The organism is Bacteroidota bacterium (assembly GCA_018266835.1).
Taxonomy (GTDB): domain Bacteria; phylum Bacteroidota; class Ignavibacteria; order Tepidaquicellales; family Tepidaquicellaceae; genus JAFDZO01.
On record JAFDZP010000002.1, the window covers coordinates 803670 to 830425 of the forward strand.

20 protein-coding genes are annotated in these 26756 nt (G+C 35.7%); 4 read left to right on the forward strand and 16 right to left on the reverse strand.

The window, feature by feature from the left end; translation table 11 throughout:
- Positions 1–43: 43 nt before the first annotated feature.
- The 6 genes from frr to rplM all read right to left on the reverse strand — a co-directional run bounded on the left by frr (position 44) and on the right by rplM (position 4341).
- Entirely contained in the window at positions 44–601 is a 558-nt protein-coding gene (gene frr, locus JST55_05320) for a ribosome recycling factor (protein ID MBS1492903.1), read from the reverse strand.
- Positions 602–640: 39 nt separating this feature from the next.
- On the reverse strand, positions 641–1300 hold the full coding sequence (locus JST55_05325) for a UMP kinase (protein MBS1492904.1): 660 nt from the start codon (positions 1298–1300) through the stop codon (positions 641–643).
- A gap of 277 nt (positions 1301–1577) precedes the next feature.
- Entirely contained in the window at positions 1578–2432 is an 855-nt protein-coding gene (tsf, locus tag JST55_05330; GenBank protein ID MBS1492905.1) for a translation elongation factor Ts, read from the reverse strand.
- 37 nt (positions 2433–2469) lie between these two features.
- Positions 2470–3207 carry a 30S ribosomal protein S2 gene (rpsB, locus tag JST55_05335; protein MBS1492906.1) on the reverse strand — a complete coding sequence of 246 codons (738 nt, stop codon included), beginning with the start codon at positions 3205–3207 and terminating at the stop codon, positions 2470–2472.
- 266 nt (positions 3208–3473) lie between these two features.
- A complete protein-coding gene (rpsI, locus tag JST55_05340; protein ID MBS1492907.1) occupies positions 3474–3866 on the reverse strand; it encodes a 30S ribosomal protein S9 in 393 nt (130 codons plus the stop codon).
- Between the two features lie 19 nt (positions 3867–3885).
- Positions 3886–4341 carry a 50S ribosomal protein L13 gene (gene rplM / locus JST55_05345; protein ID MBS1492908.1) on the reverse strand — a complete coding sequence of 152 codons (456 nt, stop codon included), beginning with the start codon at positions 4339–4341 and terminating at the stop codon, positions 3886–3888.
- Positions 4342–4685: 344 nt separating this feature from the next.
- Between rplM and JST55_05350 the strand changes: the two genes are divergently transcribed.
- On the forward strand, positions 4686–6299 hold the full coding sequence (locus tag JST55_05350; protein ID MBS1492909.1) for a PAS domain-containing protein: 1614 nt from the start codon (positions 4686–4688) through the stop codon (positions 6297–6299).
- A 126-nt stretch (positions 6300–6425) separates the two neighbouring features.
- Here JST55_05350 and JST55_05355 read toward each other — a convergent pair whose 3' ends face one another.
- The 4 genes from JST55_05355 to JST55_05370 all read right to left on the reverse strand — a co-directional run bounded on the left by JST55_05355 (position 6426) and on the right by JST55_05370 (position 11796).
- Positions 6426–8840 carry a hypothetical protein gene (locus tag JST55_05355; GenBank protein MBS1492910.1) on the reverse strand — a complete coding sequence of 805 codons (2415 nt, stop codon included), beginning with the start codon at positions 8838–8840 and terminating at the stop codon, positions 6426–6428.
- A 222-nt stretch (positions 8841–9062) separates the two neighbouring features.
- Positions 9063–9422, reverse strand: coding sequence for a hypothetical protein (locus JST55_05360; protein MBS1492911.1), 360 nt, complete (start codon positions 9420–9422; stop codon positions 9063–9065).
- Positions 9419–10792 (reverse strand): tRNA uridine-5-carboxymethylaminomethyl(34) synthesis GTPase MnmE, encoded by a 1374-nt coding sequence (mnmE, locus tag JST55_05365; protein ID MBS1492912.1) that lies wholly within the window; start codon positions 10790–10792, stop codon positions 9419–9421. The genes JST55_05360 and mnmE overlap by 4 nt, the downstream gene beginning before the upstream one ends.
- 8 nt (positions 10793–10800) lie before the next feature.
- The gene (locus JST55_05370; protein MBS1492913.1) at positions 10801–11796 is read right to left on the reverse strand and encodes an iron ABC transporter permease; all 996 of its coding nucleotides are present in this window, start codon (positions 11794–11796) and stop codon (positions 10801–10803) included.
- 83 nt (positions 11797–11879) lie between these two features.
- Here JST55_05370 and JST55_05375 point away from each other — a divergent pair, with 83 nt between their 5' ends.
- Both JST55_05375 and JST55_05380 read left to right on the forward strand, forming a co-directional pair.
- Positions 11880–13085, forward strand: coding sequence for a HAMP domain-containing histidine kinase (locus tag JST55_05375; protein ID MBS1492914.1), 1206 nt, complete (start codon positions 11880–11882; stop codon positions 13083–13085).
- Between the two features lie 113 nt (positions 13086–13198).
- On the forward strand, positions 13199–15439 hold the full coding sequence (locus JST55_05380; GenBank protein MBS1492915.1) for a glycosyltransferase family 39 protein: 2241 nt from the start codon (positions 13199–13201) through the stop codon (positions 15437–15439).
- Positions 15440–15445: 6 nt separating this feature from the next.
- Here JST55_05380 and JST55_05385 read toward each other — a convergent pair whose 3' ends face one another.
- The 4 genes from JST55_05385 to JST55_05400 form a co-directional block, all read right to left on the reverse strand.
- Positions 15446–17143, reverse strand: a complete 1698-nt coding sequence (locus tag JST55_05385) for a T9SS type A sorting domain-containing protein (GenBank protein ID MBS1492916.1) — start codon at positions 17141–17143, stop codon at positions 15446–15448.
- Between the two features lie 6 nt (positions 17144–17149).
- Entirely contained in the window at positions 17150–18811 is a 1662-nt protein-coding gene (locus JST55_05390) for a T9SS type A sorting domain-containing protein (GenBank protein ID MBS1492917.1), read from the reverse strand.
- A gap of 318 nt (positions 18812–19129) precedes the next feature.
- The gene (locus tag JST55_05395) at positions 19130–21676 is read right to left on the reverse strand and encodes a T9SS type A sorting domain-containing protein (GenBank protein MBS1492918.1); all 2547 of its coding nucleotides are present in this window, start codon (positions 21674–21676) and stop codon (positions 19130–19132) included.
- A gap of 11 nt (positions 21677–21687) precedes the next feature.
- Complete coding sequence (locus tag JST55_05400) at positions 21688–21861, reverse strand: T9SS type A sorting domain-containing protein (protein MBS1492919.1); 174 nt, start codon at positions 21859–21861, stop codon at positions 21688–21690.
- 236 nt (positions 21862–22097) lie between these two features.
- Here JST55_05400 and JST55_05405 point away from each other — a divergent pair, with 236 nt between their 5' ends.
- Positions 22098–23516: a hypothetical protein gene (locus JST55_05405; GenBank protein ID MBS1492920.1), complete on the forward strand. Its 1419-nt coding sequence runs from the start codon at positions 22098–22100 to the stop codon at positions 23514–23516.
- A gap of 38 nt (positions 23517–23554) precedes the next feature.
- Here JST55_05405 and JST55_05410 read toward each other — a convergent pair whose 3' ends face one another.
- Both JST55_05410 and JST55_05415 read right to left on the reverse strand, forming a co-directional pair.
- Positions 23555–26227, reverse strand: a complete 2673-nt coding sequence (locus tag JST55_05410; GenBank protein ID MBS1492921.1) for a leucine--tRNA ligase — start codon at positions 26225–26227, stop codon at positions 23555–23557.
- 28 nt (positions 26228–26255) lie between these two features.
- Positions 26256–26708: an HIT family protein gene (locus JST55_05415; protein MBS1492922.1), complete on the reverse strand. Its 453-nt coding sequence runs from the start codon at positions 26706–26708 to the stop codon at positions 26256–26258.
- Positions 26709–26756: the final 48 nt, after the last annotated feature.

A 26756-nucleotide genomic window follows, 5' to 3' on the forward strand; every position in this document is an offset into this window, starting at 1 on the left:
TTTTTTGTATTTAAAAAATCAGAGGTGATAAAATAAATTAATATTAAACTTCCATTATTTCTTTTTCTTTATGAACCAATAGCTCATCAATTTCTTTAGTATGCTTATCGGTCAACTTCTGCATTTCTGTCTCTGCATGTTTTCTTTCATCTTCTGAAAAGTGGTCTTCTTTCTCTTTTTTCTTCAGCTCTTCAATTCCGTCTCTTCTTATATTTCTTATTGCTACACGGGATTCCTCTGCAAATTTTTTCACCATCTTCACAATTTCTTTTCTGCGTTCTTCGTTTAAGGCAGGAATTGGTACACGTATAACATTACCGTCATTCGATGGATTCAATCCAAGGTCAGATGTTAAAATAGCTTTTTCAATTAAACCCATTATTGATTTATCCCAAGGCTGAATAGTAATTGTATGGTAATCAGGTGTACTGATATTTCCAACTTGTGAAATAGGAGTAGGTGTGCCGTAGTAATCTACTTTGACCCCGTCGAGAAGATTTGTTGTTGCTTTGCCGGTTCTTATCTTTGCAAATTCATGTCTTGCATGGTCAACCGCCTTCGTCATTTTATCCTGATGGCTTTTTAATATTTCCTTTATCATTATAGTAAATAGTAAAATTTAAAAATTAAAATTTATGAATTACGAAATTAATGTTCCTATGTTTTCACCTGTAACAATTTTTTTCAGATTATCTTTTTTATTCATGTTAAAAACTAATATCGGCAGTTTATTTTCAGAGCATAAAGTTATCGCAGTCATATCCATAACTTTTAGGTTCTGCTCAATAACATTTATGTAAGAAAGTTTTTTGTACATTTTCGCCTTTGCATTTTTTTCAGGGTCGCAGTCATAAACTCCGTCAACTCTTGTTCCCTTGATAATCACATCAGCTTTTATTTCAATAGCTCTTAATGCTGCTGCAGTATCTGTTGTAAAGTAAGGACTTCCTGTTCCTCCGGAAAATATCACAACTCTTTTCTTTTCCATATGGCGGATTGCGCGGCGCTGTATAAACGGTTCGGCAACTTCATCCATTTTTATAGCAGTCATTACACGGGTAAAAATTCCTCTTTTTTCGAGAGCGTTTTGTATAGCAAGCGAGTTAATTATAGTCGCAAGCATTCCCATAGTGTCGCCGGTTACGCGGTCAACTCCCTGCTGCGATGCAGAAAGCCCGCGGTAAATATTGCCCCCGCCTATTACAATACCGACTTCTATTTTTAACTTTACAATTTTTAAAACTTCTTCTGAGAAATGGTCAAGAATTGTGTTATCAATGCCGTAGTTTTTATCTCCCATGAGAGATTCACCGCTTAGCTTGAGTAGAATACGTTTGAATTTAGCAGCCAAAGTATATTTTTATTTGTTTAATATATTCAGATTGTTTCAAATATTCAGTGTAATTGTTCGTTCCTCGTTGTTAGTTGTCCGTTCTGATTCAGCTTTTAGAATCGTGGGTACAATAGCGGAATACCAACTACTTATTACTCACTACTCACTACTTTATACTATGAAAAGGGCATAAAAAAACCTGATCCCGCTTTAGCAGGATCAGGTTCTAATGAGACTTCAGAGATTAACCTCCGAGCTGGAATCTGACCATTTCAACAACGTCAAATTCTTCACCTGAAGATTTTTTATAATCTTTAATCAGGTCCTGCACTGTTCTGCCGGATTCCTTAATAGACTCCTGCTCAAGCAATGTATTATCCTGATAGAATTTTTCTACTTTATTAAGAACGATTCTTTCAGCAATGTTTTCTGCTTTGCCTTCGTTCTTTGCAACTGTCATATAAATATCTTTTTCCTTTTCAATCGTCTCTGCGCTGATTCCGTTTCTATCGATAGAAAGAGGATTCATTGCAACAACCTGCATTGCTACGCTTTTTGCAAGCGCTTCAGCTGCATCTGTTAATTTTCCTTTTACTGCAACCATAGAACCGAGCTTGCTGCCGAAGTGAACATAGTCAGCAACAAATCCGTCAGGAGATTCAACAATTTTAGCTCTTCTTAATTCAGTTTTTTCCGCTACTGCAGATACGATTGAATCAAGAGCTTCTTTTACTGTAAGTCCTGCATTTGATTTTGAGTTAAGGATTGTATCAACATCTTCTGATTTTGCATTCAATGCTGCTTCTGCAGTATCTTCAGCAAACTTCTGGAAGTTATCGCCTTTTGCAACGAAGTCTGTTTCGCAGTTTATTTCAACAATAGCACCGATTTTTTTATCAGCACTGATTTTTGTTTTTATTGCGCCTTCGTTAGCAACTTTATCTGCTCTTTTCATTGCAGTTGCTGCGCCTTTTTTTCTAAGGAGCTCAATTGCTTTTTGAATATCACCGTCGGATTCTACCAATGCTTTTTTACAGTCATTGATACCAGCGCCGGTTTTACCGCGTAAGTCTTTTATTAAATCTAAAGTAATTTCCATTTGAGTTTTTAGTCTTTTCGTTTTTATTTATAAAATATTATGCTTCCATCTTTTCTTTAAGCTCTTCGCTTTCATCCATAGCTTTTGTCTTTGCAAGTTCGTTTCCGTCAATGATTGCATCTGCAATTGCGCGTGTGATTATCTCGATAGATTTTACAGCGTCATCGTTTGCAGGGATCGGGAAATCAACTAAATCAGGGTCGCAGTTTGTATCAACTATTGCGAAGATAGGAATATTTAATTTTCTTGCTTCCTGAATTGCAATGTGTTCTTTCTTAACATCAACTAAGAAAATTGCGCCCGGAAGTTTTGTCATGTTAGCAATACCGTTTAAAACTTTTTCAAGTTTTTCTCTTTCTCTTGCAAGAACAAGTCTTTCTTTCTTAACGAAATTTTCGATTGTTCCGTCCTGTTCCATCTTCTGAATGTTTGTAAGCTTCTTAATGCTTTTTCTTACAGTGTTGAAGTTGGTTAACATTCCGCCAAGCCATCTTTCAGAAACATAAAAAGAATCGCTTCTCTCTGCCTGAGCTTTGATGATAGCTTTTGCTTGTTTTTTTGTACCAACGAATAAGAATTTTTTTCCTTGAGATACAACGTTTGTGATTGCGTTGGTTGCATCTTCAAGAAGTCCTAATGTTTTTTTGAGATCGATAATGTGAATCCCGTTTCTTTCCATGAAGATGTAAGGACGCATTTTCGGATCCCATCTTCTGGTTAAGTGACCAAAGTGTGAGCCTGCTAAAAGCAAATCTTCTACTTGAACTTTTGCCATAATAAGTTTTCTCCTATTAAATAGTTTAAAATTAATTAAACAAAGCGCAACATTATCCGTGAAATTATTGGTTGGTTCAACCAAGGAAGTTTCTATCAGAGCGTGAACTCCGAAGGATTAGGATTGGCTTTTGTTAATCTTCTATTTCCGTCATCTTTTATTAAACATCCCGATAATAATCGGGACACGCGTCTAAGAAAATCAGGAAATATGCTTTTTGTTTTATAAAAAATCTTTTGTAAGAAATTATTCTTATAAGAGAAATATTATCTCTTAGAGAATTGGAATTTCTTTCTTGCTTTCGGCTGTCCGTATTTCTTTCTTTCAACTGCACGCGGGTCTCTTGTAAGCAAGCTGTCAACTTTTAACATCGCTCTGTATTCAGGGTTGATGTTAACAAGCGCTCTTGCAATACCGAGCTTTATTGCGCCTACCTGACCTGTGAAACCGCCGCCGTCAACGTTTACGAGGATATCGTAAGTGCCGAATGTGTTGGTTTTTTTCAAAGGTAATAATATTTCCTGAAAACAATTTTCAGTTGCGAAATATTTTTCACCTTCGCGGTCATTGATTGTGATTTTTCCGTTTCCGTTTCTCAAAATCACTCTTGCGGTTGAAGTTTTTCTTCTGCCTACTGCAATATGTTCTTGTAAAGCCATTTAGTAAATGTGTTTAAAATTATAGACTCAATTCGACAGGATTCTGTGCACCGTGCGGATGCTCTTCACCTACGTAAACTTTTAATTTGTGGATAAGCTTGTTGCCTAATCTTGTTTTAGGTAACATTCTTTTAACAGCATACTCAATAATTCTCTCTGGATGCTTGGCTCTCATTTCTTTATAAGAAGTGATTGTCTGTCCACCCGGATATAATGAGTGTCTTTTGTAATCTTTTAATTCTTCTCTTTTAACGTTGATCTTAACTTTTTCGGCGTTGATAACGATAACCCAGTCACCTGAATCGGAATTCGGAGTGAACTTCGGATTGTATTTACCTCTGATTCTCTTAGCGATTTCAGATGCAGCCCTTCCGAGAATCTTATCTTTTAAATCAACAACATACCAATTGCCGGCATTTTCCTGCGCAGTAGCAAATTTAGTCGTTCTGATAGAATTTTTAATAGCGTCTTTCATTGCAATAACTCTAAAAATTTCGTAATCCTAAAATTACTAATAAAGGCTTAGAAAGTCAATGAACAATGAAGTCAATTTTAACACTTGCACTCTAAAGCTGAATTTATATATATTGTAATTATCAGTATAAATAATTATTTAGAATATTATGAAAAAAAGAATCGAAAAATTGAAACTAAATAAAGACTTTTTTAGTATTTTATTATAACATCTGCATTACGGGTTTTTACGTAGAAAATAATATTATCCTATATCCTGTCCTCATTCCGCTAAATAGGATGAAATTTCGAATAAATTATCCCCCTTATTTATTCAAAAATACATTTATACATTAACTAAGCTGAATGAATAAACTCCTACAAAGACAAGTCCAAAAAGTTTTCGGAACTACAGAAAACTTCCCGCAAAAATACAACGAACTCTTCAACCTCATAAGTGAATCCTACGAAAATAAAGATAATGACAGGAAAATGTTGGAAAGGGTTCTTGAAATGACATCTGAAGAAATGATTAAACTGAATGAGAAAATCAGAGCCGAGGCACGGGATGCATTAAAACTGGTTGATAACCGTCTGAAACATGCTACCAGCGCAGTAAATGTCGGTATCTGGGAGTTTGACTTTGTTAATGATAAAGTAATCTGGGATGAAACAACATTTAAATTGTATGGTCTGGATTATGTTGATAAAATAGATGAGGTAGAAGCATGGAAAAAACATGTTGCTCCGGAACACCAGAAAATGGCAGAGCATGCAATGAAAGATGCAATTTCAGGAAAAAAAGAGTTTGATATTGAATACAAAGTTATATGGCCTGATAACAGCGTTCATTATCTCAGGACTAAAGGAGTCACTCAAAAGGACGAAACAGGAAGAGTCGTAAATATGCTGGGCACGAAATGGGATGTCTCGGAAAAATGGAGAGCGCAGTTAAATATTAAGCGTGAAAAAGAACTTGCCGATTCTGTAATTAACAGCCTGCCGGTAATATTTTTCTTATTTAATAAAGAAGGAAAATTTTTAAGATGGAACAAAAATCTGATGCAGGTTACCGGTTACTCAGAAGAAGAAATGGCTAAAATTCATCCGCTGGATTTTTTTCATGATGACGAAAAAGAAAAAATGCAGAACGAAATAAAGATGGTGCTTACTTACGGTCAAAGCGACTCAGAAGCAAATATACTGACAAAGTCAAAGAAAAGAATTCCGTACTACTTCAACTCCATTACAATTAACTATGAAGGTCAGGAATGTGTTATAGGAACCGGTACAAATATAACTGACCGGAAACGAATGGAAGAAAACCTTAAAGCAAAAAATAAAGATCTGGAAGAATTTGCGCACATAGTTTCACATAATCTGCGTGCGCCGATTGCAAAGATACAGGGGCTCACCTCTCTTGTGAATACAGAAGAAGTCGTAATAAAAGATAATATGGATTTACTTGAATACATTAAGGATGAAGTAACAAATCTTGATAAGATTATAAAGGAAATGAATTCAATTATCAGAGAAAAAGAATATGTTAATTTCAAAACTTCTTATCCCGGAATAAAAACACAAACCAAACAGATAAAAACAATTTTTCTGATTGACGATGACCCGGTAGTAAATATAATTTCAACCAAAATTATTGAGAAAGCAAAATTCGCAGAGAAGATAGAAGTTTATACTAATGCAGGAAATGCTCTTGAAGATTTAGATAAAAAATTTCTAACTGATAAAAAGGAACTGCCCGAAGTTGTATTTCTTGATATTAACATGCCCGGTAAAAACGGATGGGAGTTCCTGGACGAATTTGAAAAATTGTGCGAAGATATAAAGAAAAACTGTAAAGTATTTATGTTGACATCTTCAATTGATCCTAATGATGTAAAAAAATCACAAACATACGAAACTGTGAAGGATTTTATCGTAAAACCATTAACAAAAGAAAAATTAGCAAAGCTGAATATATAAATTTTTTGATGACTTTGGAAATTAAGCTGCTGAAATTTTTTCCGGGGTAAATAAAAAAACCCGCAAATCATATTGACTCGCAGGCTTTTTAAAAATTCAATAAGATTTATTGTATAATCTTATCTTTTATATTGTATCTTCATTAGTGATATCATCTGAATTTTTCTTTTCTTCTTCTGTCTTTTCTTCGTTTAGTTTTTCATCAATCACTATATCTTCTTCGATTGCTTTATTGCTTCTTTCAATTGTTTCAGGCTTGAAATCAATTATTGATTTGCCGGTAATCTTTTCTATAAGGTTTAAGCCGAGTAAATTTTCTAAACTTCCGCCTCCCTGACCATTGCCTGTAATAAGTACATCAGGAATAACCTTAATACTGTGCTTTGCAATTTCTTCTATTACCTTTATCTGACCAAATGTATTGCTTCCCATAGCTTCTACTTCAAGCTGATATGAACGGGCCTTTGCTTTACCTTGTGTCAGAATAACTACTGCTTTTGCATTACCTATTTTTGTAATTGCTTCAGCATCAGCCTCTGCATTAAGCTTAGTAGCTTTTGCCTTACCGCCTGCTTCAATTTCAACCGCTTCAGCATCTCCCGATGCTTTTTTTACAACACTTGCCGCAATGTTTTTGGCGATTTCAATATTTCTTTCCGATTCAATAACTTTCGGCTGCATGTTTGCGTTTGCTTTAGCATTTTCATAATCCTTTCTTTCATTCTCAGCTTCCTTTTGTGTGATGAATGTTTTTTTATGCTGCTCTGCAAGCTGCCTGTCTGAAACAGTTTTTTTAAGTTCAGCAGGAAGAACAACGTCTGCAATCATAGTATCTTTAGATTCTATGTGATAGTTTCTCAGAACATTCTGGATGTGCGCTTTTGCTTTTTCCTGAAGCTCGGCTCTTTCAGTATACAAGTCTAATGCCTTCACCGATTGTGCAGCGTTACGGAAGTGCGATGATATAGCCGGTTCAAGAACCTGCGATATCATATTTTTGACTGAACCTAAATTAGCTACTACCTTAGGAGCATCTGCCATTGCTATATGAATAATAACACTTACATCCATATTAACATCAAATGCATCGGCAGTTCTCAATGTAATGGTATTCAAATTTGAATCAAGATTATGCGCGCTTGTTTCATTATCTGCCCAGTTTAAAAGTATCTGCGTAGTCGGGACACGATCAACTTTACATATTTGAGTATTGATAGCGTGTTTGCCCGGACCAAGCGGGTCAGCCCAGATTCCTTTTTTTCCATTAGGAACAATCTTAGCGTTTACATTGCTGTCGCTGATATCATCAGAATCTTCACCAACGTAACTGGTGATAACGGCGCATTCACCTATATGAACTTCAGTCATAGGAACTTTTTGAACATCAGCAAACCATGGATTGATAGCATAATTACCGGAACGCAGAACAGATATCTGCAAACCTTTTTGTCCGCCTGCAGCAAGGAATGCAGCAGCATCCTGAAAATTATTATGAAGATCAAGCTGAACTTCTTCTGCTGCAATCTTTGACGGGTCCATGATGGATTTACCTTCAAGAATTGTAACAATACCGACTTCATCAGTACCGATAGACACACAGGGGACAGGTTCACTTACGTGAAACAATCTTGTATTAATACGGTATTCACCTGACATTAATTTATCTAACTGACGGCCTTTCTCTCCGCCATTCTGAATAAATTTTTCTCCCATCTGAAAGTTGACATGGTCAGGAACAGTCTTTGCTAATAAGCGTCCGTCAGGTATCATCGCTCCATCCATCGCAGTTATCAAACCTATATGTCCGCCGGGAATTACAGTTACCGGAACAATTTCAACTTTGAATAAATCAGTATTTATTTTATGGTAACCCGGAGGAAGAATATTTACTTGCGGTCCTTTTTGTCCGCCGTTTTTTAAGAAGGCAGCACCATCCTGATAATTATCGCATTCAACAGGCTCGGCAAAAATTCTGCCGATTTTACATGCCTCTCCTGAAACTGCTTCTACTATACCTACTTCATCATTTTTAATAAATACAGCTTTACGAATTTCAATATCAAATAATTCGGGATTAATACGATGCTCACCTGTTTGTAAAATATTTACCTGCGGTCCTTTCTGTCCGTTGTTTCTCAGGAACATTTCTCCATCCTGAAAATCCATGCATTCAACAGGGTCTGCAAAATATTGTCCCGACGGCATTGCGCGACCTGTACGTGCAGTAACTACTCCGATTTCATCTTCGTGAATCTTTATAAACTTACTCTTCTTTATTTTATAAATAGGAGGTAAAAAATGTGTTCCCGGACCGAGAATTCGAGCCTGAATACCGACTTCACCGTGTAAAGCAACAGTACGTCCGTCCGGCATACTTTTACCAACATAACGTCTTTCAAGAGTGATGATTTCATCTCCTTTAGCGATTGTAATAGATTTCCAAATCAGAATAAGGAGGAAAAGTACAATAATTCCTACAACAACGAGTCCTAGCATTTCAAGTGGTCCACCTAAAATAATAGAAAATAATGCGTATAACATTTTTTGATTTTTATCTTTATTAATAACCGTGTAGGGTGGCACGGCATTTAAAACCCTTTAGTATATATTTTGTAAAAAATTTTCGTGAAATATTACGTTTTTTTAATAATATGTCAAGATGTTAAAAAACGTATAAAAAACCAGTACTTGCTAGAAGACCGAATTTTATACATTCTTTTATACGATTAGATTTTTCCGAAGTTCAGTATAGAAGTACTGAGGTTACTTTATTTTCTTGAATGTTTTAGCAAATTGCTCTTTTCTGAATGGGCAGTCGTCCCTTTCTAAATCAAAATTCAGCGCAATTTCGTTTAAAGTATATTGATACTTCGCCTCACCTCTACAGCTCAGAGGAATTTTCCCGGATGAGAATGAAATAAAAATGTCAGTTCCATTTACAGTATAACTCCCTACCATAGCTGGTATAGAATCTTTTTTTGTAAGTAGTTCAAAAGTATTATCCTTTGAAAAATTAATTTCGATAGAACCGTTAGTCCATGTCCCTTCAAGTTTTTTGTAATCGGTTGTCGAAGAGCAGGAGAAGAGGAAAACAGATAATATTAATATAAAAAAATACTTCACTTTCCGATACAGAAATTTGCAAAAATATTATTGAGGATTTCATCGTTTGTTATTTCTCCCGTGATTTCTCCTAGATATTTCATAGCATTACGGAAGTCTACGGAAATAAACTCTCCGCTCATTTTATCGTCGATGGTATGGACTGCATTATTAAGTGATGCTAAAACATTTTCAAGGCAGACTTTATGCCGCAGGTTTGTAAGTACTATCTCTCCCGAGCCGGATGAAATTCCTTTGCCGACTACTTTATCTGTCATTTCTTTTTTCAATTCTTCGATTGATTCATCTTTAAGTAATGAAATTCCTTTTACTTTCGGATTATCTGCTCTATCAATTTTTGTGTAAACAAGTATCGATTTATTTTTATCTATATGGTGCTCATAAAACTTTAAGCTCTCGTTTATTTTTTCCTGTGAGTCCGATTCATCTATTAAATACATAATCAAATCTGCTTCGGAAATTTTTTCATAGCTGCGTTTTATTCCTTCGCTTTCGATTTCATCTTCCGAGAATCTCAGTCCCGCCGTATCAATTAAATTGAACAGTACTCCGTTTATTATTAAACTCTCCTGTATGTAATCACGAGTCGTTCCTTCCACATTACTTACAATTGCTCTGTTTGTTTTTAGAAGATAATTGAATAGAGATGATTTCCCGCTGTTAGGCTGACCTGCAATAACCAGATTAACACCTTCGCGAATTACTTTACCTGATATATACGAAGCAATTATATCTTCAATTCTTTTTATTAACTTCTGAATGTTATTTTTAAGTTCGTCCTTTTTTACAAACTCAAGGTCTTCCTCTGCAAAATCAAGTTCAAGCTCAACCAATGAAGTAAGATTAATTAAATCCTGTCTTGTCTTTTTTACGAAATCAGATAACGAGCCTTCAAGCTGCTTTATAGATGACTCGTGTGCTGAATCTGTTTTTGATTTTATTAAATCGGCAACAGCCTCTGCCTGAGATAAATCAATCTTACCGTTGAGAAAAGCGCGTTTGGTAAATTCACCGGGTTCGGCATGTCTGATTCCTAGTGAAAGAATTGTATTCAATACTTTTTGCGTAACAAAGACTCCGCCGTGCGAGGAAAGCTCAAGTACATCTTCTCCCGTATAAGAAGCAGGATTTATAAAAATCGACAACACTGCCTCATCTATTATCTCATTCTTGTTGAATACATATCCGAAGTGGATTGTGTGAGAATTCAAAGATGCAATATCAAAATTATTTTTGCCTGATTTATCTTTAAAAAATATTGAAGAAATTTTTTCAAATGCCTTCTCACCTGAAACGCGGATAACGGAAATCCCGCCTTCTCCTATGGGAGTTGATATTGCAGCTATGGTATCGTAATTATTTAAATGCATAAATTTTTCTAAACAGTTTTATTTCTCATTATGAGCCATATAAAAACAGGGGCACCGAGGAATGATGTTATTATTCCTACGGGAAGTTCTGCAGGAGCGATTACAACTCTCGCAATTACATCAGATACGGATAAAAAAATTATTCCTAAAAACACCGATGCAGGAATGGAGTAACGGTAATCATTGCCAATCAAAAGTTTTGCTATGTTGGGAATTATCAACCCAACAAAAGAAATTATTCCTGCAATAGAAACTGCGCAGGCTGCAAGCAATGCCGAAAGTAAAATAGAAACTATCTGAATTTTCTTAAGATTTAATCCTAAAGAAATTGCGAGCTCATCTCCGAGGTTCAAAACATTCAATTCCTTCGAATAAAAAAATGCCAGCATAATTCCCACAAATACAGGAACTGAAGTCATGGTAAATTCATTCCATCCCCTCCCCGCAAGTCCGCCGTTGAGCCAGAAAAGAATCTGATTAACACTTTGTCCCGCTAAAATCAGCAGTAAGCCGTTTACAGAAGCGAGCAAAGCGCTAATAGCTATTCCAATCAAGATGATTTTATTTGTAGAGATAAAATTGCTATATTTATTAGTAGAAATTCTGGCAGATACATATATAATTAATGTCGAAATAATCGCAAAAACGAAAGAAACAGGTGTAATGTAATAAAACGGAACGGCGACGGGAAGCAGAAACATTATTATCGCTCCCAATCCTGCGCCTGCGGAAATTCCCAGCAGTCCGGGCTCGGCGAGATTATTTCTGAGCAAGCTTTGCAAAATCATTCCGGAACAGGAAAGAGCAGAGCCAACAATAACTGTATTCAGCAAACGCGGTATTCTGATATCAAAAAGAACTTTTCTTATTGCTTCATCGTTAATTGAATTAAAGTTAAATATCTGAGCTAACGGAATTTTCACTGCGCCTAATGTCAACGACACAAGGCATACAAGAATTGTAAGCAGAAATAAAAATAATATTAATAAAATCTTTCTGTTCAAAAATAAAAAATCGCTTTCACGGATTGGTTAAGGATTGTAATGTTCTGTAATACTCAATATATAAAAATCTACTTAAGGTCTTAATGAATAAATTCGGCTCGTTAAACATAAAAATTGCACTCATTCTCAGCGGCGTACTGATTGCAGTCTTCGTATTATATTTCACTCAGGTTATTGTAAACAGAATTCAGGAACGCGAAAGAGAAATTGCGAGACTTTACGGGCGTGCTTTGGAATACATTGCTAACGATGAAAACTCAGGCGAATACAATTTTATCTTCAACGAAATTATCCAGCAGATTGACTTCCCTATCATTGCTACAAACAGAGATAAGAACCGCATTGAATTTTTTAAGAACATCGATATAGATACCAGCAGGCAATTTACCAGAAGCGATACATTGCATTTATTGAAGCTTGCCGAGGAAATGGCAGACCTGAATCCTCCTATTAAAGTCACGTTCAAAAATACCGTTGTCCTTAATTATGTTCATTACGGGCAGTCAAAACTTGTTAATGATTTAAAAAATCTTCCTTACTTTGAGTTTGCAATCGGAGGAATATTTCTTCTGCTGGGTTATATCGGATTCTCCTATATAAAGAAGCATGAGCAGAGCAATATCTGGGTGGGACTTTCGCGCGAGACGGCGCATCAGCTTGGAACACCTTTAACATCATTAATGGGATGGCTTGAAATGCTGAAGATGGAAGAGAATAAATCTCCCGAACTTGAAGAGGTCACGAAGGAAATTGGAAACGATTTAGAAAAGCTGAATAAAATAGCCGGAAGATTTTCAAAGATAGGCTCGAAGCCGCTGCTTGTTGAAGAAAATGTTTATGAAGTAATAAAAAAAGTTGCAGATTATTTTGAAAAGAGAATACCTACATTGGTTTCTGCAGATGGAATTGTTTCAAAAAAAGTTGTTGTTGAAATAAACGGTTCAAGAGAAGCAAAAGGAAAAATAAATAAAGATTTGTTTGAATGGGTAATAGAAAATCTTTTGAAAAATTCTTTAGACGCTATGGATAAACCGCAGGGCAAAATCACCTTTAACATTGCAGAGAAACACCATGAAACTACAATAGATGTAGCCGATAACGGAAAAGGCATAGATTCAAAATTTAAAAAAGATGTTTTCCGTCCCGGATACTCAACTAAAATGAGAGGCTGGGGACTTGGGCTGAGCTTAGCTAAAAGAATTATAGAAAATTATAACGACGGCAAGCTGACACTTTTAGACAGTACTTCAGGCAAAGGAACTACGTTCAGAATAAAACTGCCAAGATAAATAATTTAAAATAGTACAGAAAAAAGTTTTTGGAGCAAAATACTTCACATACAGTTTCAAATAAAAGTTTAAATAATTTTAAAACTTACTTCAATAAGTTTATTTCAAGCAGCATGCTTTTAATAGTATCGCTGCTAGTAATAAAAATTTTATTTCAGGTAATAATTTTATCTTCGGGATACAGGTGGCTATCTGCAGATGATTACTGCAGAACAATAAAAGCTTATGAGTGGCTGCAGCATCCCGAAATAAGCGCAGGCGTATGGCTCTCACCGCATTTCTGGCTTGTAGGATTTTTTATGATGTTCATAAAAAATTTATTCTGGGCATCGCTTGTTGTAAATTTTATCTTTTCATTTTTCACACTTATTTATTTTTTCAAAGCTGTTGAACTTTCATTTAATAAGTTCATAGCTTACTTCTCTACGCTTATTTTTTGTTTTTTTCCGTTTCAAGTCTGGCTTAGTCTTTCCGGTTTGCCGGAATCTATTTTCTTTTTCTTTGTTACGGCAGGTATTTATTATTTTCTCAAATGGAAGAAGTCAAACGGAGTCAGCTCTTACTTAGTCCTTTCTGCAATAAATTTTGCATTATGCAATTGCTTCAGATATGAAGGCTGGCTGTTTTCATTTACATTTGTATTATTAGTAGCACTGGAGCTTTTCAAAGATAAAAAGATTTCAAAAGAGTTTATTAAGAATATTCTGATTGCAGGTATATCCGGAATTACAATTGTCTGGTGGTTAATCCAAAACTATGTTGACCACAAAGATGTCATGTTCTTCGCAAAAGAGACTACGAAAATTTTTGAACAGTATGACCACTCAAGTTTCTTCCAGAGATTAGTACAATATCCGACATTTATATTATATATAGCTCCGTTCACAACGATATTTGCTTTCAAGAAAATCTACGATACTTTCAGAGGTAAAAATCAGGTTCTCACAAAATATTTCGCTCTATTCAATCTTATTCAGCTTCTGATATTAATAGTACACGGCATGTCCGGAACCGGCGGTACGAACATGATTTCCAGATACATTGTAATGAATGCATTACTCTTTGTTCCGTTTGCTATTCAGCAATGCTATGAGCTGAAAAAATATTTTTCTATTCCTATTCTTGCAGGATTTGTAATTATTAATATCATCTGGAGTTTTTATTATCCGCAACCGTTCAGGGAAGATACCTTTGAAGTCGGCAATTTATTAAAAGGGCAGTTTGAAAAAAATTATGTAAAGCCTGAAGGCAAAGTTTATTTCGAAGAAGTTGACGGATACTTTGATATCTGGGCAATTAAAACATTGTCAAATTCTCCTGATAAATTCGAACTGGGAAATTTGGATACATTGATTGCACAGAATAAGAAAAAAATTGCCGAGTTAAATACAGTTGCAAAAGCCAAGACTAAATTAAAAAAACCTGATAACGATATAAACATTCTTGATGTAAAAACTTACCTGGAAGACAGTAAAATTCAAATTGCCATAGTGCGCAGTGATAACTTCAATGAAAAACTAAAAAAGCTGAGTCTTAAAAATGAAGAGATTGGCGATTATAAAATTTATTATATTACTGACAGGTCAAGCTACCTTAATGATTCTACCTTTTCTATTTTCAAAAAGAAAATTATCTCTTTAAAAGAAAATCCTGACCAGATAAACTTTAATAAAACTCTTGCAGTAAAAAAATTCGAAATTGATAACTCAAACTTCGGATTAAATCCTCAGACAATTACACTTGAGTGGGCTGCAACCGATAGAAATATAATTGATAGTCTGGATTACGCAAATTTTGATTTCGACAGATATAAATCTATTGTAAATATAAAACCGACTGATAAAGATTCAGTAGTATTCACGATTGAAAACCGGATCTTCTCCGATAGAAACATTGAAGATTTAATCGACAACAACACTGTAAGAAATATCGTTGTCTTAAAACCATTTGCAATGCTGCAATACTCAAGCCAGTTTGGCAAACCGCCGTTTGAAAGTGGTGTCTATAGTCTTGAATTGAAGCTAAGAGATACAAAAGCAAATAAAGATATGATTTTGTACAGAGGTGATTCGCTATATAAATATAAAGTAAAAACAGCAGCTGATACATCGAAAACAAAAAATTCCGACTCGCTTAAGATCATAAGAAAAATTACAACGCTTAAGGATAGTATTCCCACAGGATATGATATCGGAACGGTAATTGCAATGTTCCCCAATACTGATTATAACAAGCTTGTTAAAAAATCTTCTTCAGATATTTATCAGGTACTTATGAAAAACGGCTTGCAGGTTTTCTTCTCGCAGAGATATCAGGGAGACCACTTCTTAAACTGGGTATTCAATTATTTCTAAATTATTTTATTTTAATAAAACCATTTTTTTAGATGCTTCAAATCCCTGAGCCGAGGTCATCTTAATAAAATAAATTCCGCTCGGTAAATTTGACGCATCAAATTTTACTTCATACACTCCCTGAGGTTTTTCTTCGTTAACTAGAGTTCTAATCAATTCGCCTCTTGTATCATACACCTGAATTTTTACTTTCCATAACATTTTCACTTCGTATTTTATAGTTGTAACGGGATTGAAAGGATTTGGATAGTTTTGATGTAATAAATAATTAAGCGGAACTTCGGCAGGGGGTTCGTATACCGGCTCTGTCTCTGTTTCGATTGCATAATAAATTTGCCTTACTGTTGAACTCAGCTCTTTTAGTTTTGTAACTGAGTTAACATTGCTGCTTCCTCTTGCAATTAGCTGGCTGATTACAATTTTTTGAGTGTCTCCGGGTTGCACCAATAAATTTTCTGCTCCTGAAGACATTAACATTCTCTTATCACCGGGAGGTGAAACTTCAACATTTCCTGTGAGTGAACCCCCGCAGTTTAATATATGTCCTTTATTTTCTGTCCAACCCGTTGAATCTTCCGGATTTCCTGTGAAAGTAAACTTTGTAACTTGATAAGGAGTATTCAACGGATTCAGCCATGGTGTACCGTCTGCTTTAAAACCTCTAAAATAATTATATGCTTGATGCGGATCACTCGATGGGTCTTGATCGCAAGGATAATAACTTTTACTTATTCGTGTTCCTGTTGTCATTTTAAGTGAATCAAAAGGTGTAGTGTGCTTATTAATTGCCCCTCTTAATAGTGTTTGCCCAACAGCGGGCGGATTAATGCCATATTGTCCTGGAACGCCATATATATTACCATACCCATCTATACTATCCGCATTATAACAATATATCATCTGTAAGGCTGTATCACATCCCACGTAATCATCTTTCGCATATCCTAAATCCGGATCTGAATAAAAACCAAAGTAAGCACCGTTCCATGCGGAATCATTTTTATTAATTACTGTGTATCTTAAAAAATGAAAGTCCTGTAGGGGAGCTTCAGAATATCCCCAAGCAGTTAGATGAACTTCTGCATTTAAAGGTTTTGTACCTCCGCTGAATCCTTCAGATGTTGTATGATTTGAAGCGTCAGCATCGGTGAGGCATACAAAAATTGTCTGGTCGGCATCAGGAACGCCGGGCTTGTCAATTCCTATATCATAAATTCTGTTATTGTTCATATCGTTATAAGGTGCACCGTAAGGGATCATATCTCTCCATAATATAACATCCGGATTATTAGTCTGCGTATCTCCAATCCTTACAGAATAAATCTTAAATCTGGAGTCTGTTTTAAAAACTGGTAGACCGTTTGAATCTCCAACATATCCCGGTGCGTACTCTCCACTGTAAGACGCGTTGCCCATTCGTAGTCGGCCATTTACATTTGCTTCTATTGATAAACCTGAAGTAAAAAGAGCAAATATTCCTGAACCCTTGGGCCATTCAAATCCGGGAGTATTTGTGGTCCTTAAATCCTGATTGAATACTCCCGTATTCCATATCCAGGTCGAAATATTATTAGGTGCGAAACGGACCTGTTGTTTAATAACAGCAGCGATTGATAAATTCTGAACCAGAAAAATCATAAATAAAAACTGCATTGTTATTTTTGAAACACTTTTAAATACTTTATTGTATGAATTTCTTTTCATATGATTTTATTTAATAATTACCATTTTTTTAGAAGATTCAAATCCTTGCGCTGAAGTCATTTTTATAAAATATATTCCGCTTGGTAAATTTGATGCATCAAATTTTACTTCATACACTCCCTGAGGTTTTTCTTCGTTTACTAAAGTTCTAAGCAATTCGCCTCTTGTATCATACAACTGAATTTTTACTTTCCAAAGCATTTTCACTTCGTATTTTATAGTTGTAACCGGATTAAATGGATTGGGATAGTTCTGGTACAATTTAAAATGTGTCGGTAGTTCAGGAGCAGGCTCAACGTAGTAGGATTCAAATCCCTCAATTGCCTGATAATAAATTTTTTTAGTAAGGTTAGTAAGCTCTTTTAATTTTGTAACAGAGTTTAAATTACTGCTGCCTCTTGCTATTAACTGAGCCATGGCAATTTTTTGTGTATCGCCGGGATTTACATTTAAAAAGTCTGAACCCGTAGAAATCATAAATCTTCTTTCGCCCGGGTATGAAAGCTGAAATAATCCTGTAGTTGCTCCTCCACAATTGTATACTCTTCCTTTTCTCTCGGTCCAGCCCGTAGAATCCTCTGGATTTCCGGGATAACAGAATTTAGTAATTTTATAAGGAGTATAGGTTGGGTCCAACCAGGGAGTACCGTCTTTTTTATATCCTCTCATATAATTATAAGCTTGGGATGGAGCACTGGAAGGGTCAGTTTCACATAATGGACCTCCGGATTCAGTATTTACAAAAAAAGTCATTGAAGTTGCATTTAAAGTATCAAGAGGATAAGTATTATTATTTATCGCACTTCTTAAAAGAGTTTGTCCAACTGCCGGAGGATGTAGTCCGTATTGTCCCGGCGCACCTGTACCATCAGTATCATTTCCATTATAACAATATCCCAGCTGAAGTAATGAGTCGCATCCAATATACTCATCCTTTGGATATCCTAAGTCCGGGTCAGTAACGATACTGAAATATGTTTTATTCCAAGAGGCATTATTTTTATTTACAATATCCCATTTGAAAAATTGTACATTACTGACCGGTTCATCATAATAACCCCAGGCAGTGAGATGAACTTCAGCATTTAAAGGTCTTGTCCCCCCGCTGAATCCTTCAGATGTAGTATGGTTAGAAGCATCAGCATCAGTGAGGCAAATAAATATCGTTTGATCAGCATCAGGTACGCCGGGTTTATCTATTCCGATATCATAGATTTTATTATTGTTCAGATCGTTAAAGGGAGCGCCGTAATGTACCATGTCTTTCCACGCGGCAACATCAGGATTTGAATTTTGAGTATCGTAATATTTTACAGAATATAATCTGAAACGACTATCCGTTTTAAATACAGGAATACCGTTAGAATCTCCCACGTATCCGGGAGCATACTCACCGTTATAAGATGCATTAGCCAATCGTAATTCTCCGTTTACATAAGATCCAATGCATAAACCGGATGTAAAAACAGCAAATATTCCTGAACCCTTGGGCCATTCAAATCCCGGATTATTTGTGTATCTCAAATCCTGGTTGAACACACCCGTATTCCATACGCAAGTTGAAATATTATTGGGATTAAAAATAACCTGCCTTTTTATTACAGCAGAATAAGAGATGCAATTTAACAGCAAGAATGAAAACAATACTGAGAGAATTTTTTTTATCAATTTTTTAAAAATGTTTAAATACAGATCCTTTGCCATAAGTTTTAAATTAAAATTTAAATCTCCTGACAGATTAAATTCCTCCTGGGAAAAGGTATTCATCTGTCAGAGAGAATTCGAGATAAATGATTCAAATCTGCTTTGGCTACTTTAGCCCATGCAGGGGGACTGCTCTTTCTTCTGCGATTGAATCATCCTCATTGTAACTAAAATTTTAACGGAGAAGAATATCTCTATACTATTGCAATAGGAGCAGCAATTTTAGCAATGCCGGCGAAGGCACGCCTATATAAAATTAAGATATTCTTTCTCCGGTACTCATTATTTAACCAAAATCATTTTTTTTGTTTGTGTGTAATTTGGTGTTTCTAATCTGTAAAAATAAATTCCACTGGGATAATCAGATGCATTCCATAGATATTGATAATCCCCTCTTGAAAGATTTTCGTTTACAAGCGTGCCGATTTCTTTGCCTGCAACATCATAAATTTTCAAAGATGCAAAGGTGTTTTCAGGAATCTGAAATTTAATTGTTGTTACTGGATTAAAAGGGTTCGGATAATTCTGATAAAGATTGAACGAATTAACAATTACGTTTGCATTATTGCTTACTCCTATAGAAATTTCTCCGCTTTTAAATTTAGTGTTCACATAGTCGCTCATTTGTTTTAATTTCGTAACTGAATTTTTATTGTTGGAACCCCTCGCAATCATCTGCGCCATTACAACAGTCTGCGTATCACCGGGATTGAAAGTGAAGTTATCTCTGCCCATAGACATAATGTATCTTCTATCTCCCGGTGAACTCGGTTCCACATTTCCTGTCGTTATGCCGCCGCAGTTTTTAATTCTGCCGAAATATTCAGTCCAGCCTGTGGCCGTTTCAGGGTCACCTGTATAGCAATATTTTGTCTGATAAGGAGGTACTGATGCAGCATTTAACCAGGGAGTACCATCTTTCTTTATGCCGCGCATATAATTGTAAGATTGTGATGGAGCACTTGAAGGATCTTGTTCACAAAGAGGTTCCCCGGCATCGGTTCCGGCAAAGTAACAAAATGAAGTCATACCAAGAGTATCGTTGGGTCCGGCATTTCTTCTTATAGGAGTTTTCAATAATCTCATTCCTAATGCAGGTGGATGTATTCCGTATTGCCCTATTGAACCTACTCCATCCTGATCTGTTGCATTATAGCAGTATCCAAGATTTCGTGTTGAGTCGCAGCCAATATAATCATCCTTCGGGTAACCTAAATCCGGGTCACAAACGATTGAAGAATAAAATCCTGTCCAGGGCAAATTGTTTTTATTAATAATCTCCCATTTAAAGAAAAGAACATCGTTTAAACTTTGAGTCAGTGAGGAATCCTGATACCCCCAGGCTGTTAGATGAACATCGGCATTCATGGGAGCAGTACCGCCTGAAAAACCTTCCGATGTTGTATGTGTCTGCGGAAAACCGTCTGTAAGTGAAATGAAAACCGTCTGCGTAGCATTTTTTACTCCCGGAATGTCAATGCACGGGTCATACTGTCCGTTGCCATTTACGTCTCTATAAGGCGCGCCGAAAGGAATCATCACCTGCCAGTTAGCGTAATCTACACTATTATAACAATTGTCTCCGGGCTTTACCCTGAATATCTGAAAGTCAGTCCCCGTCTTAGCGATTCCATTCTCTATGTATCCTCCCGTATATTCTCCGTTATATGAAGCGTTAGCCATTCGAAACTCTCCGTTCACAAAGCCGGCTAAAGATAAACCTGTAGAGAATATTGCAAACTTCCCTGAACCCTTTGGCCATTCAAATCCGGGTGTGTTAGTTGTTCTTAAATCCTGATTAAAAACCCCTGTGTTCCATATCCAGGTAGATATGTTATTCGGATTCAGCTGCGCCTGTTGCTTTATAAATGTTCCTCCGTTTCCGTATAATATATTTTTAAGAGTAGTCCCTCCGTTACCAACAGCACAGCCGAGATTACCATTAACTATAATTCCTTTTAAATCCTGAGTTGTATTGGAAGTCATTTGAATGAATGATGTTCCGCCATTTGTAGTTTTTAATATAAGCCCGCCTGCACCGCATACGTAAATTTCAGCGGCTGACTTATAGTTTATATAATTCAAATCGTTTGTAAACCCGGTAAGTACTGTTTGCCAGCTAACACCTGAATTTGTAGTATGAAGCAGCTTTCCTTCGGATGCGGCAATCCAGATATTATTTGAATCAAGCACAACTGCATACTTTAAATTCAAAGATGTACCTGTAGTAACTCTGCGGTATGAATAATTAAATGATGGTACATCTAAAATACTTTTGATAACAACTCCGTTATCTCCAACTATCAATCCTCTTAAATTATCATATACAGTGATAAAATTAAGATTAGATGTTATGCCCGAAGAAGCTGCATTCCAGTTTGAGCCTGCATTTGAAGTTTGGAGCAGTGTTCCGTTATCTCCGACTGCAATTCCCCAGTTGGAGCCGTATGCAACCATTGCATTAATATTGTTAGTTGTCCCCGTTTGCTGTGCAGTAAAGTTAATACCGTTGTTCGTCGATTTGGCAATCAAACCATTTGTTCCGCATATTGTATATGTAGTTCCATTGTGCAGGAAAATCCGTTTGAGTGAGTTTGTATAGCCTGTATTTAATAACGACCAGGCTATTCCGGAATTTGTTGAGATAAGTATTGTTCCATTATCTCCTGTCACATAATACTTAGAAGAACCATTATCAGAAGCCAGGTAATTTAAGTTTGCGTTTGTACCGGAGCTGACTTGCTGCCAGTTATTCCATGTAAGGGGCTGTGCGTTCAATGAAACTGCGAAAAATATCGCAGAGAGGATAAATAACAATTTAGTTTTCATTGCGATTAAATTTATTTTATTAAAATCATTTTTTTTGTTTGTGAAAAATTTTCAGTTGTAAGTTTATAGAAGTATATTCCGCTCGGAAAGCTTGCTGCATTCCACTGATATTTGTATTCTCCTTTTTGAAGAATCTTGTTTTCAAGAACTGCAAGCTCTCTTCCGTTAACATCATATATCTTCAGATTTTTTAGTTAACACAAAATACTTACTTATTTGAATGTAAAACAAAGATTATTTTTCATTGAAATAGCGCAGATTTCCAAATTTAAATTTGCATCTTATAAACTTTTAATTATAAAATTGTCCCTTTTTTGAATATTTTGGACGTTTTCAGTAATTTTTATTACATTTTTCTCTAAGACATATTTTTATAATTTTAATGACTTCTTAACTACTGATAATACTAAATTTATTTTTAATGAAGGAAACAAGATTTCTGGAACTCCTCGAAAACCTTAATGAAAAGGATTTCAAACGTCTGGGTGATTTTCTGCGTTCACCTTTTTTTAATAAAACTCATGCTGTTATTACACTTTATAATTATCTTCAAAAAATTTTCCCTTATTTTGATAAACTGGAAATACCCAAGATGAGTGAAGTCATTTTCGGAAACGCAAAAAGTGAAAGCAAAGTAAGAAGCCTCATAACAGAATTCTGCAAGCTTGTAGAAAAATTTTATACACAGCTCTCACTTGAAAATAATGAGCAGCATTTGCAGAACAGTCTGCTGAAATACTATTCGGAACATAATTTTACAAAAAATTTTGAGATTCTTCAAAAAAAAATAAGTCAAACCCTTCCTGATGAATTCGAAAGAGATGAAAACTTTTATCTGAATAACTCAATGTTTGAACTTTCCAAATTTAATTTCAAACTTGAACGTAATGAAGAGAAACTTCCTGATGATATTCAGACAGTATCTGAAAACATAGATTTGTATTTTGTTAAGACCAAACTTAACATGCTTCATTTTTTATATTACTATAATAAGAGTAATGCAAAAAGTGATACAGACCTTGCTTTCTCAAAAGAAATACTTCATTATATAGAGGTGAATTCAAAGATACTGAAGAAAGAGCATCCGATTATTTATCTTAATTACTTAGTACTGATGACAATATGGAAACCGGAGGAAGAAGAGTTTTATTATGAAATGAAGTCTCTGGTGTTTTCGAATACAGAGAACTTATCACTGGGAAATGCTGAATATTTTATTGGAGCATTGATGAACTACAGTGCGGAAAAATGCAATGAGGGCTCAGCTAAATTTCAGGTGGAAAGATTCGAGATTTACAGGCTTACGGAGAAAAATTTCATTTTTAAAAAACTCCCGTTTGTAAATCACATTGATTTTCAGAATGCCATCTCTGCATCAATTGCAGTAAACAATGTAAAATTTGCCGAGGAATTCTTATTCAATTATAAAAACAAACTCATTCCTGAGTTTAAAAAGAATACTATCGGCTTAGCAAAAGCGCAGATTTTTTTCGCCCAGAAAAATTATGATGACGCTCTGAATACTATAAATAAAATAGATTATCTCAATAGTATCTTTTATCTGAAATCGAAAGTATTGCAATCTAAAATTTATTATATGCAGAAAGAGATGAATGCTCAGTATTACTTGATTGACTCAGTTAAGCACTATCTTAAAAGAAATGAAAACAAAATTGCTAAAACAAGCTATCAGCTATTCTGGAAATATTTTTTGTATCTGCAGAAAATGATTAATCCGAAAAATGCAACGAAGTCAAAGCTGCTTGAATTGAGATTTGATCTGGAGCGGGCTAAAAATGTAGCGAGCAAAGAGTGGTTACTGCAAAATCTTCCTAAATAATATTAAGATGCCCGTTACTTTTGAATAACGGGCTTATTTTATTTCACAACTATATTTACCATTTTATTTTTTACAACTATTATCTTCACAACTTCCTTACCAAGAATATGCTTTATAACATTCGGGTCATCAAGTGCAGTTTGTTCCAAAGTTTTATCACTGAGGTCCGGCTGCATTTCTGCTTTTCCTCTGACCTTTCCGTTCACAGAAAATACTACTGTAACCATATCTGCTTTTGCTAAGCTTTCATCAAATTGCGGCCATTGCTGATAACTCAATGACTCTTTATTACCTAATGCGCTCCAGAGCTCTTCAGCTATATGAGGCGCAAACGGAGATATCAATAAAACAAAAGTATTTAGAATATCTTTGCTGATTTTTTCTGCTTTATATAATTCATTTGTGAAAATCATCATCTGCGCAATTGAAGTATTGAACTTCATATCCATATCGTTTATATCATTCGTAATTTTCTTTATAGTAAAATGAAGAAGCTTATTAAGTCTTTGCTCCGGTTCTTCATCTACTATATTTGCTTTAAGATTTCCTGTCTCTTCATCTATTACTAATCTCCATATTCTTTTCAAAAATCTGTTCATACCTTCAATACCTGTTGTGCTCCATGGCTTTGCAGTTTCCAACGGTCCCATGAACATTTCAAATAATCTCAGCGAGTCCGCGCCGAACTGCGCAATCACGTCATCGGGATTTACAACGTTCCCTCTCGACTTACTCATCTTCTGACCGTCTTCACCAAGTACCATTCCCTGATTAAATAATTTTCTGAACGGCTCATCATGCGCTACATATCCTAAGTCAAATAAAAATTTCTGCCAGAACCTTGCGTACAATAAATGACCAACAGCATGCTCCGAACCGCCGATGTATAAATCCACCGGCATCCAGTATTTTTCTTTTTCCTTATCAACAAAGACATCTGTATTCATCGGGTCAATAAATCTTAAAAAATACCAGCTAGAACCTGCAAGCTGTGGCATTGTGTTTGTCTCTCTCTTCGCAGGTTTGCCTGTTTCTTTATCTGTAATATTTACCCAGTCAGTTATATTTGCAAGCGGTGATTCACCTGTACCTGAGGGTTTATATGATTCCACATCGGGTAGTGTCAGCGGCAAATCATCTTCATTCAGTGCCTTCGATTCAGTATCATTCATATGAACTATCGGGAACGGCTCACCCCAGTATCTCTGACGTGAGAAAAGCCAGTCACGCAATCTATAGTTAACACTTCCTTTACCTAGCTTATTTTCTTCTATCCAGTGAACAATTTTTTTCTTTGCTTCGTCAGTTGTAAGTCCGCTTAAGAAACCTGAATTAAAAGCATATCCGTCACCAGGGAAACAAACGTCACCCTTCTTGGTATCTTCTAAAAACTTATGAAACTCGCTGTCGCTCTTACCTTCTATCATTCCAATTCCGGGACCTGACATAATAATTTCACTGCCGTCTTCTGATTTTATTTTTTTGAAAGCAGCGCTTCCGTATTCAGCAGGAATAACCACAGGAACAATTTCAAGATTAAATTTCTTTGCAAAATCCATATCGCGTTCATCATGTCCGGGCACACTCATTATAGCACCTGTTCCATAGCTAATTAAAACATAATCGGAAATCAGCACAGGAATCTTACTGTTGTTGGCAGGATTTATTGCATACGCTCCTGTAAAAGCACCTGTCTTTTCTTTTGAAAGCTCCTGTCTTTCCAGGTCGGACTTCTTTGCAGCGCTTAATATATATTCATCAACTGTCTTTAAATTTTCCGATGTAGTTATTTCAGAAACTAAAGGATGCTCCGGCGCAAGAACCATATAGGTTGCTCCGAAAATTGTATCAGGTCTTGTTGTAAACACCTCAATATATCTTCCGTCATCAAGGTTATCGCTTTCAATTTTAAATTTTATCATCGCGCCTTCGCTTCTGCCAATCCAGTTGCGCTGAATTTCTTTCAGGTTCGCAGGCCAGTCAAGTTCATCAAGGCTTTTTAATAATCTATCTGCATATTTAGTAATGCGCAGCTTCCACTGACGCATATTTCTTCTTACAACTGTATGACCTTTTTCAATCTGCTCTGCAACTTCATCGTTTGCTAAAACTGTTCCCAGTTCAGGTGACCAGTTCACAGGACCTTCTGATAAATATGCAAGACGCTGAGAATCTAAAAATTCTCTCTTGCCCTGTGCATCAAGTCCTTCAGGAATTTTCAACTCACTTAAAGGCTTTGCCTTATCTGCTTCAGTATCGTAATAAGAATTATATAATTTTAAAAATATCCACTGAGTCCATTTAAAAAATTTCTCATCTGAAGTATTTATCTCTCTGTCCCAGTCATATGAAAGTCCTATTGCATCAAGCTGGCTTCTGAATCTTGCAATAGACTCAGCCGTTCTTATCTTCGGATGTATGCCTGTCTTCAAAGCAAACTGCTCTGTCGGCAAGCCATATGCATCCCATCCCATTGGGTGAAGCACATTATATCCCTGCATTCTTTTGTATCGCGCAACTATATCAGTTGCAGTGTAGCCTTCCGGGTGACCGACATGAAGTCCGTCTCCGCTGGGATAAGGGAACATATCAAGAACGTAAAACTTAGGCTTATCTTTATCAAGCTTATCAAATTCAGGCGTGCGGAAAGTTTTATTTTCTTTCCAGAACTTCTGCCACTTCTTCTCTATTTCAATGTGATTATACTTCAATGGAGTTTTATTGTATTAATTTTAAATTTTAACTTAAGAATAACTTTTGAACTTCTTTTAAATCTTCATCAGATGCCTTGGGTCCCATAGCTGTTGAAAGCGAACCCTGATAGTTTTCGTAGAACTTCGGTTCGCCAGAATTTATTGCTTTGAATTCCTTATCAAGTCCATGCAGCGGATATAATTTTATGTGCGCGTGGTTTACACCCATCCCTTCCATTACTAAAGCGGTTCTCACGACTCCAAGTTTTTCATCAATCATTTTGCCGAGCTTTTTTGCAGTCAAAAAAAACTTAGAATAAATTTCTTCAGGCATTTCGAATGCATACGAATCGTAATGCTCCTTTGGAATTACAAGCGTCATGCCTTTAGTATTAGGGAAGACATCAAGTATTCCGATAAAATCATCGTCTTCATATATTTTATATGAAGGGATTTCACCTGAAACGATTTTGCAAAAAATACAATCGGGATTTTTCATAATTCAATGAAAATAGCGATTTTAGAGGTGTAATTCAGTGGATAAAAA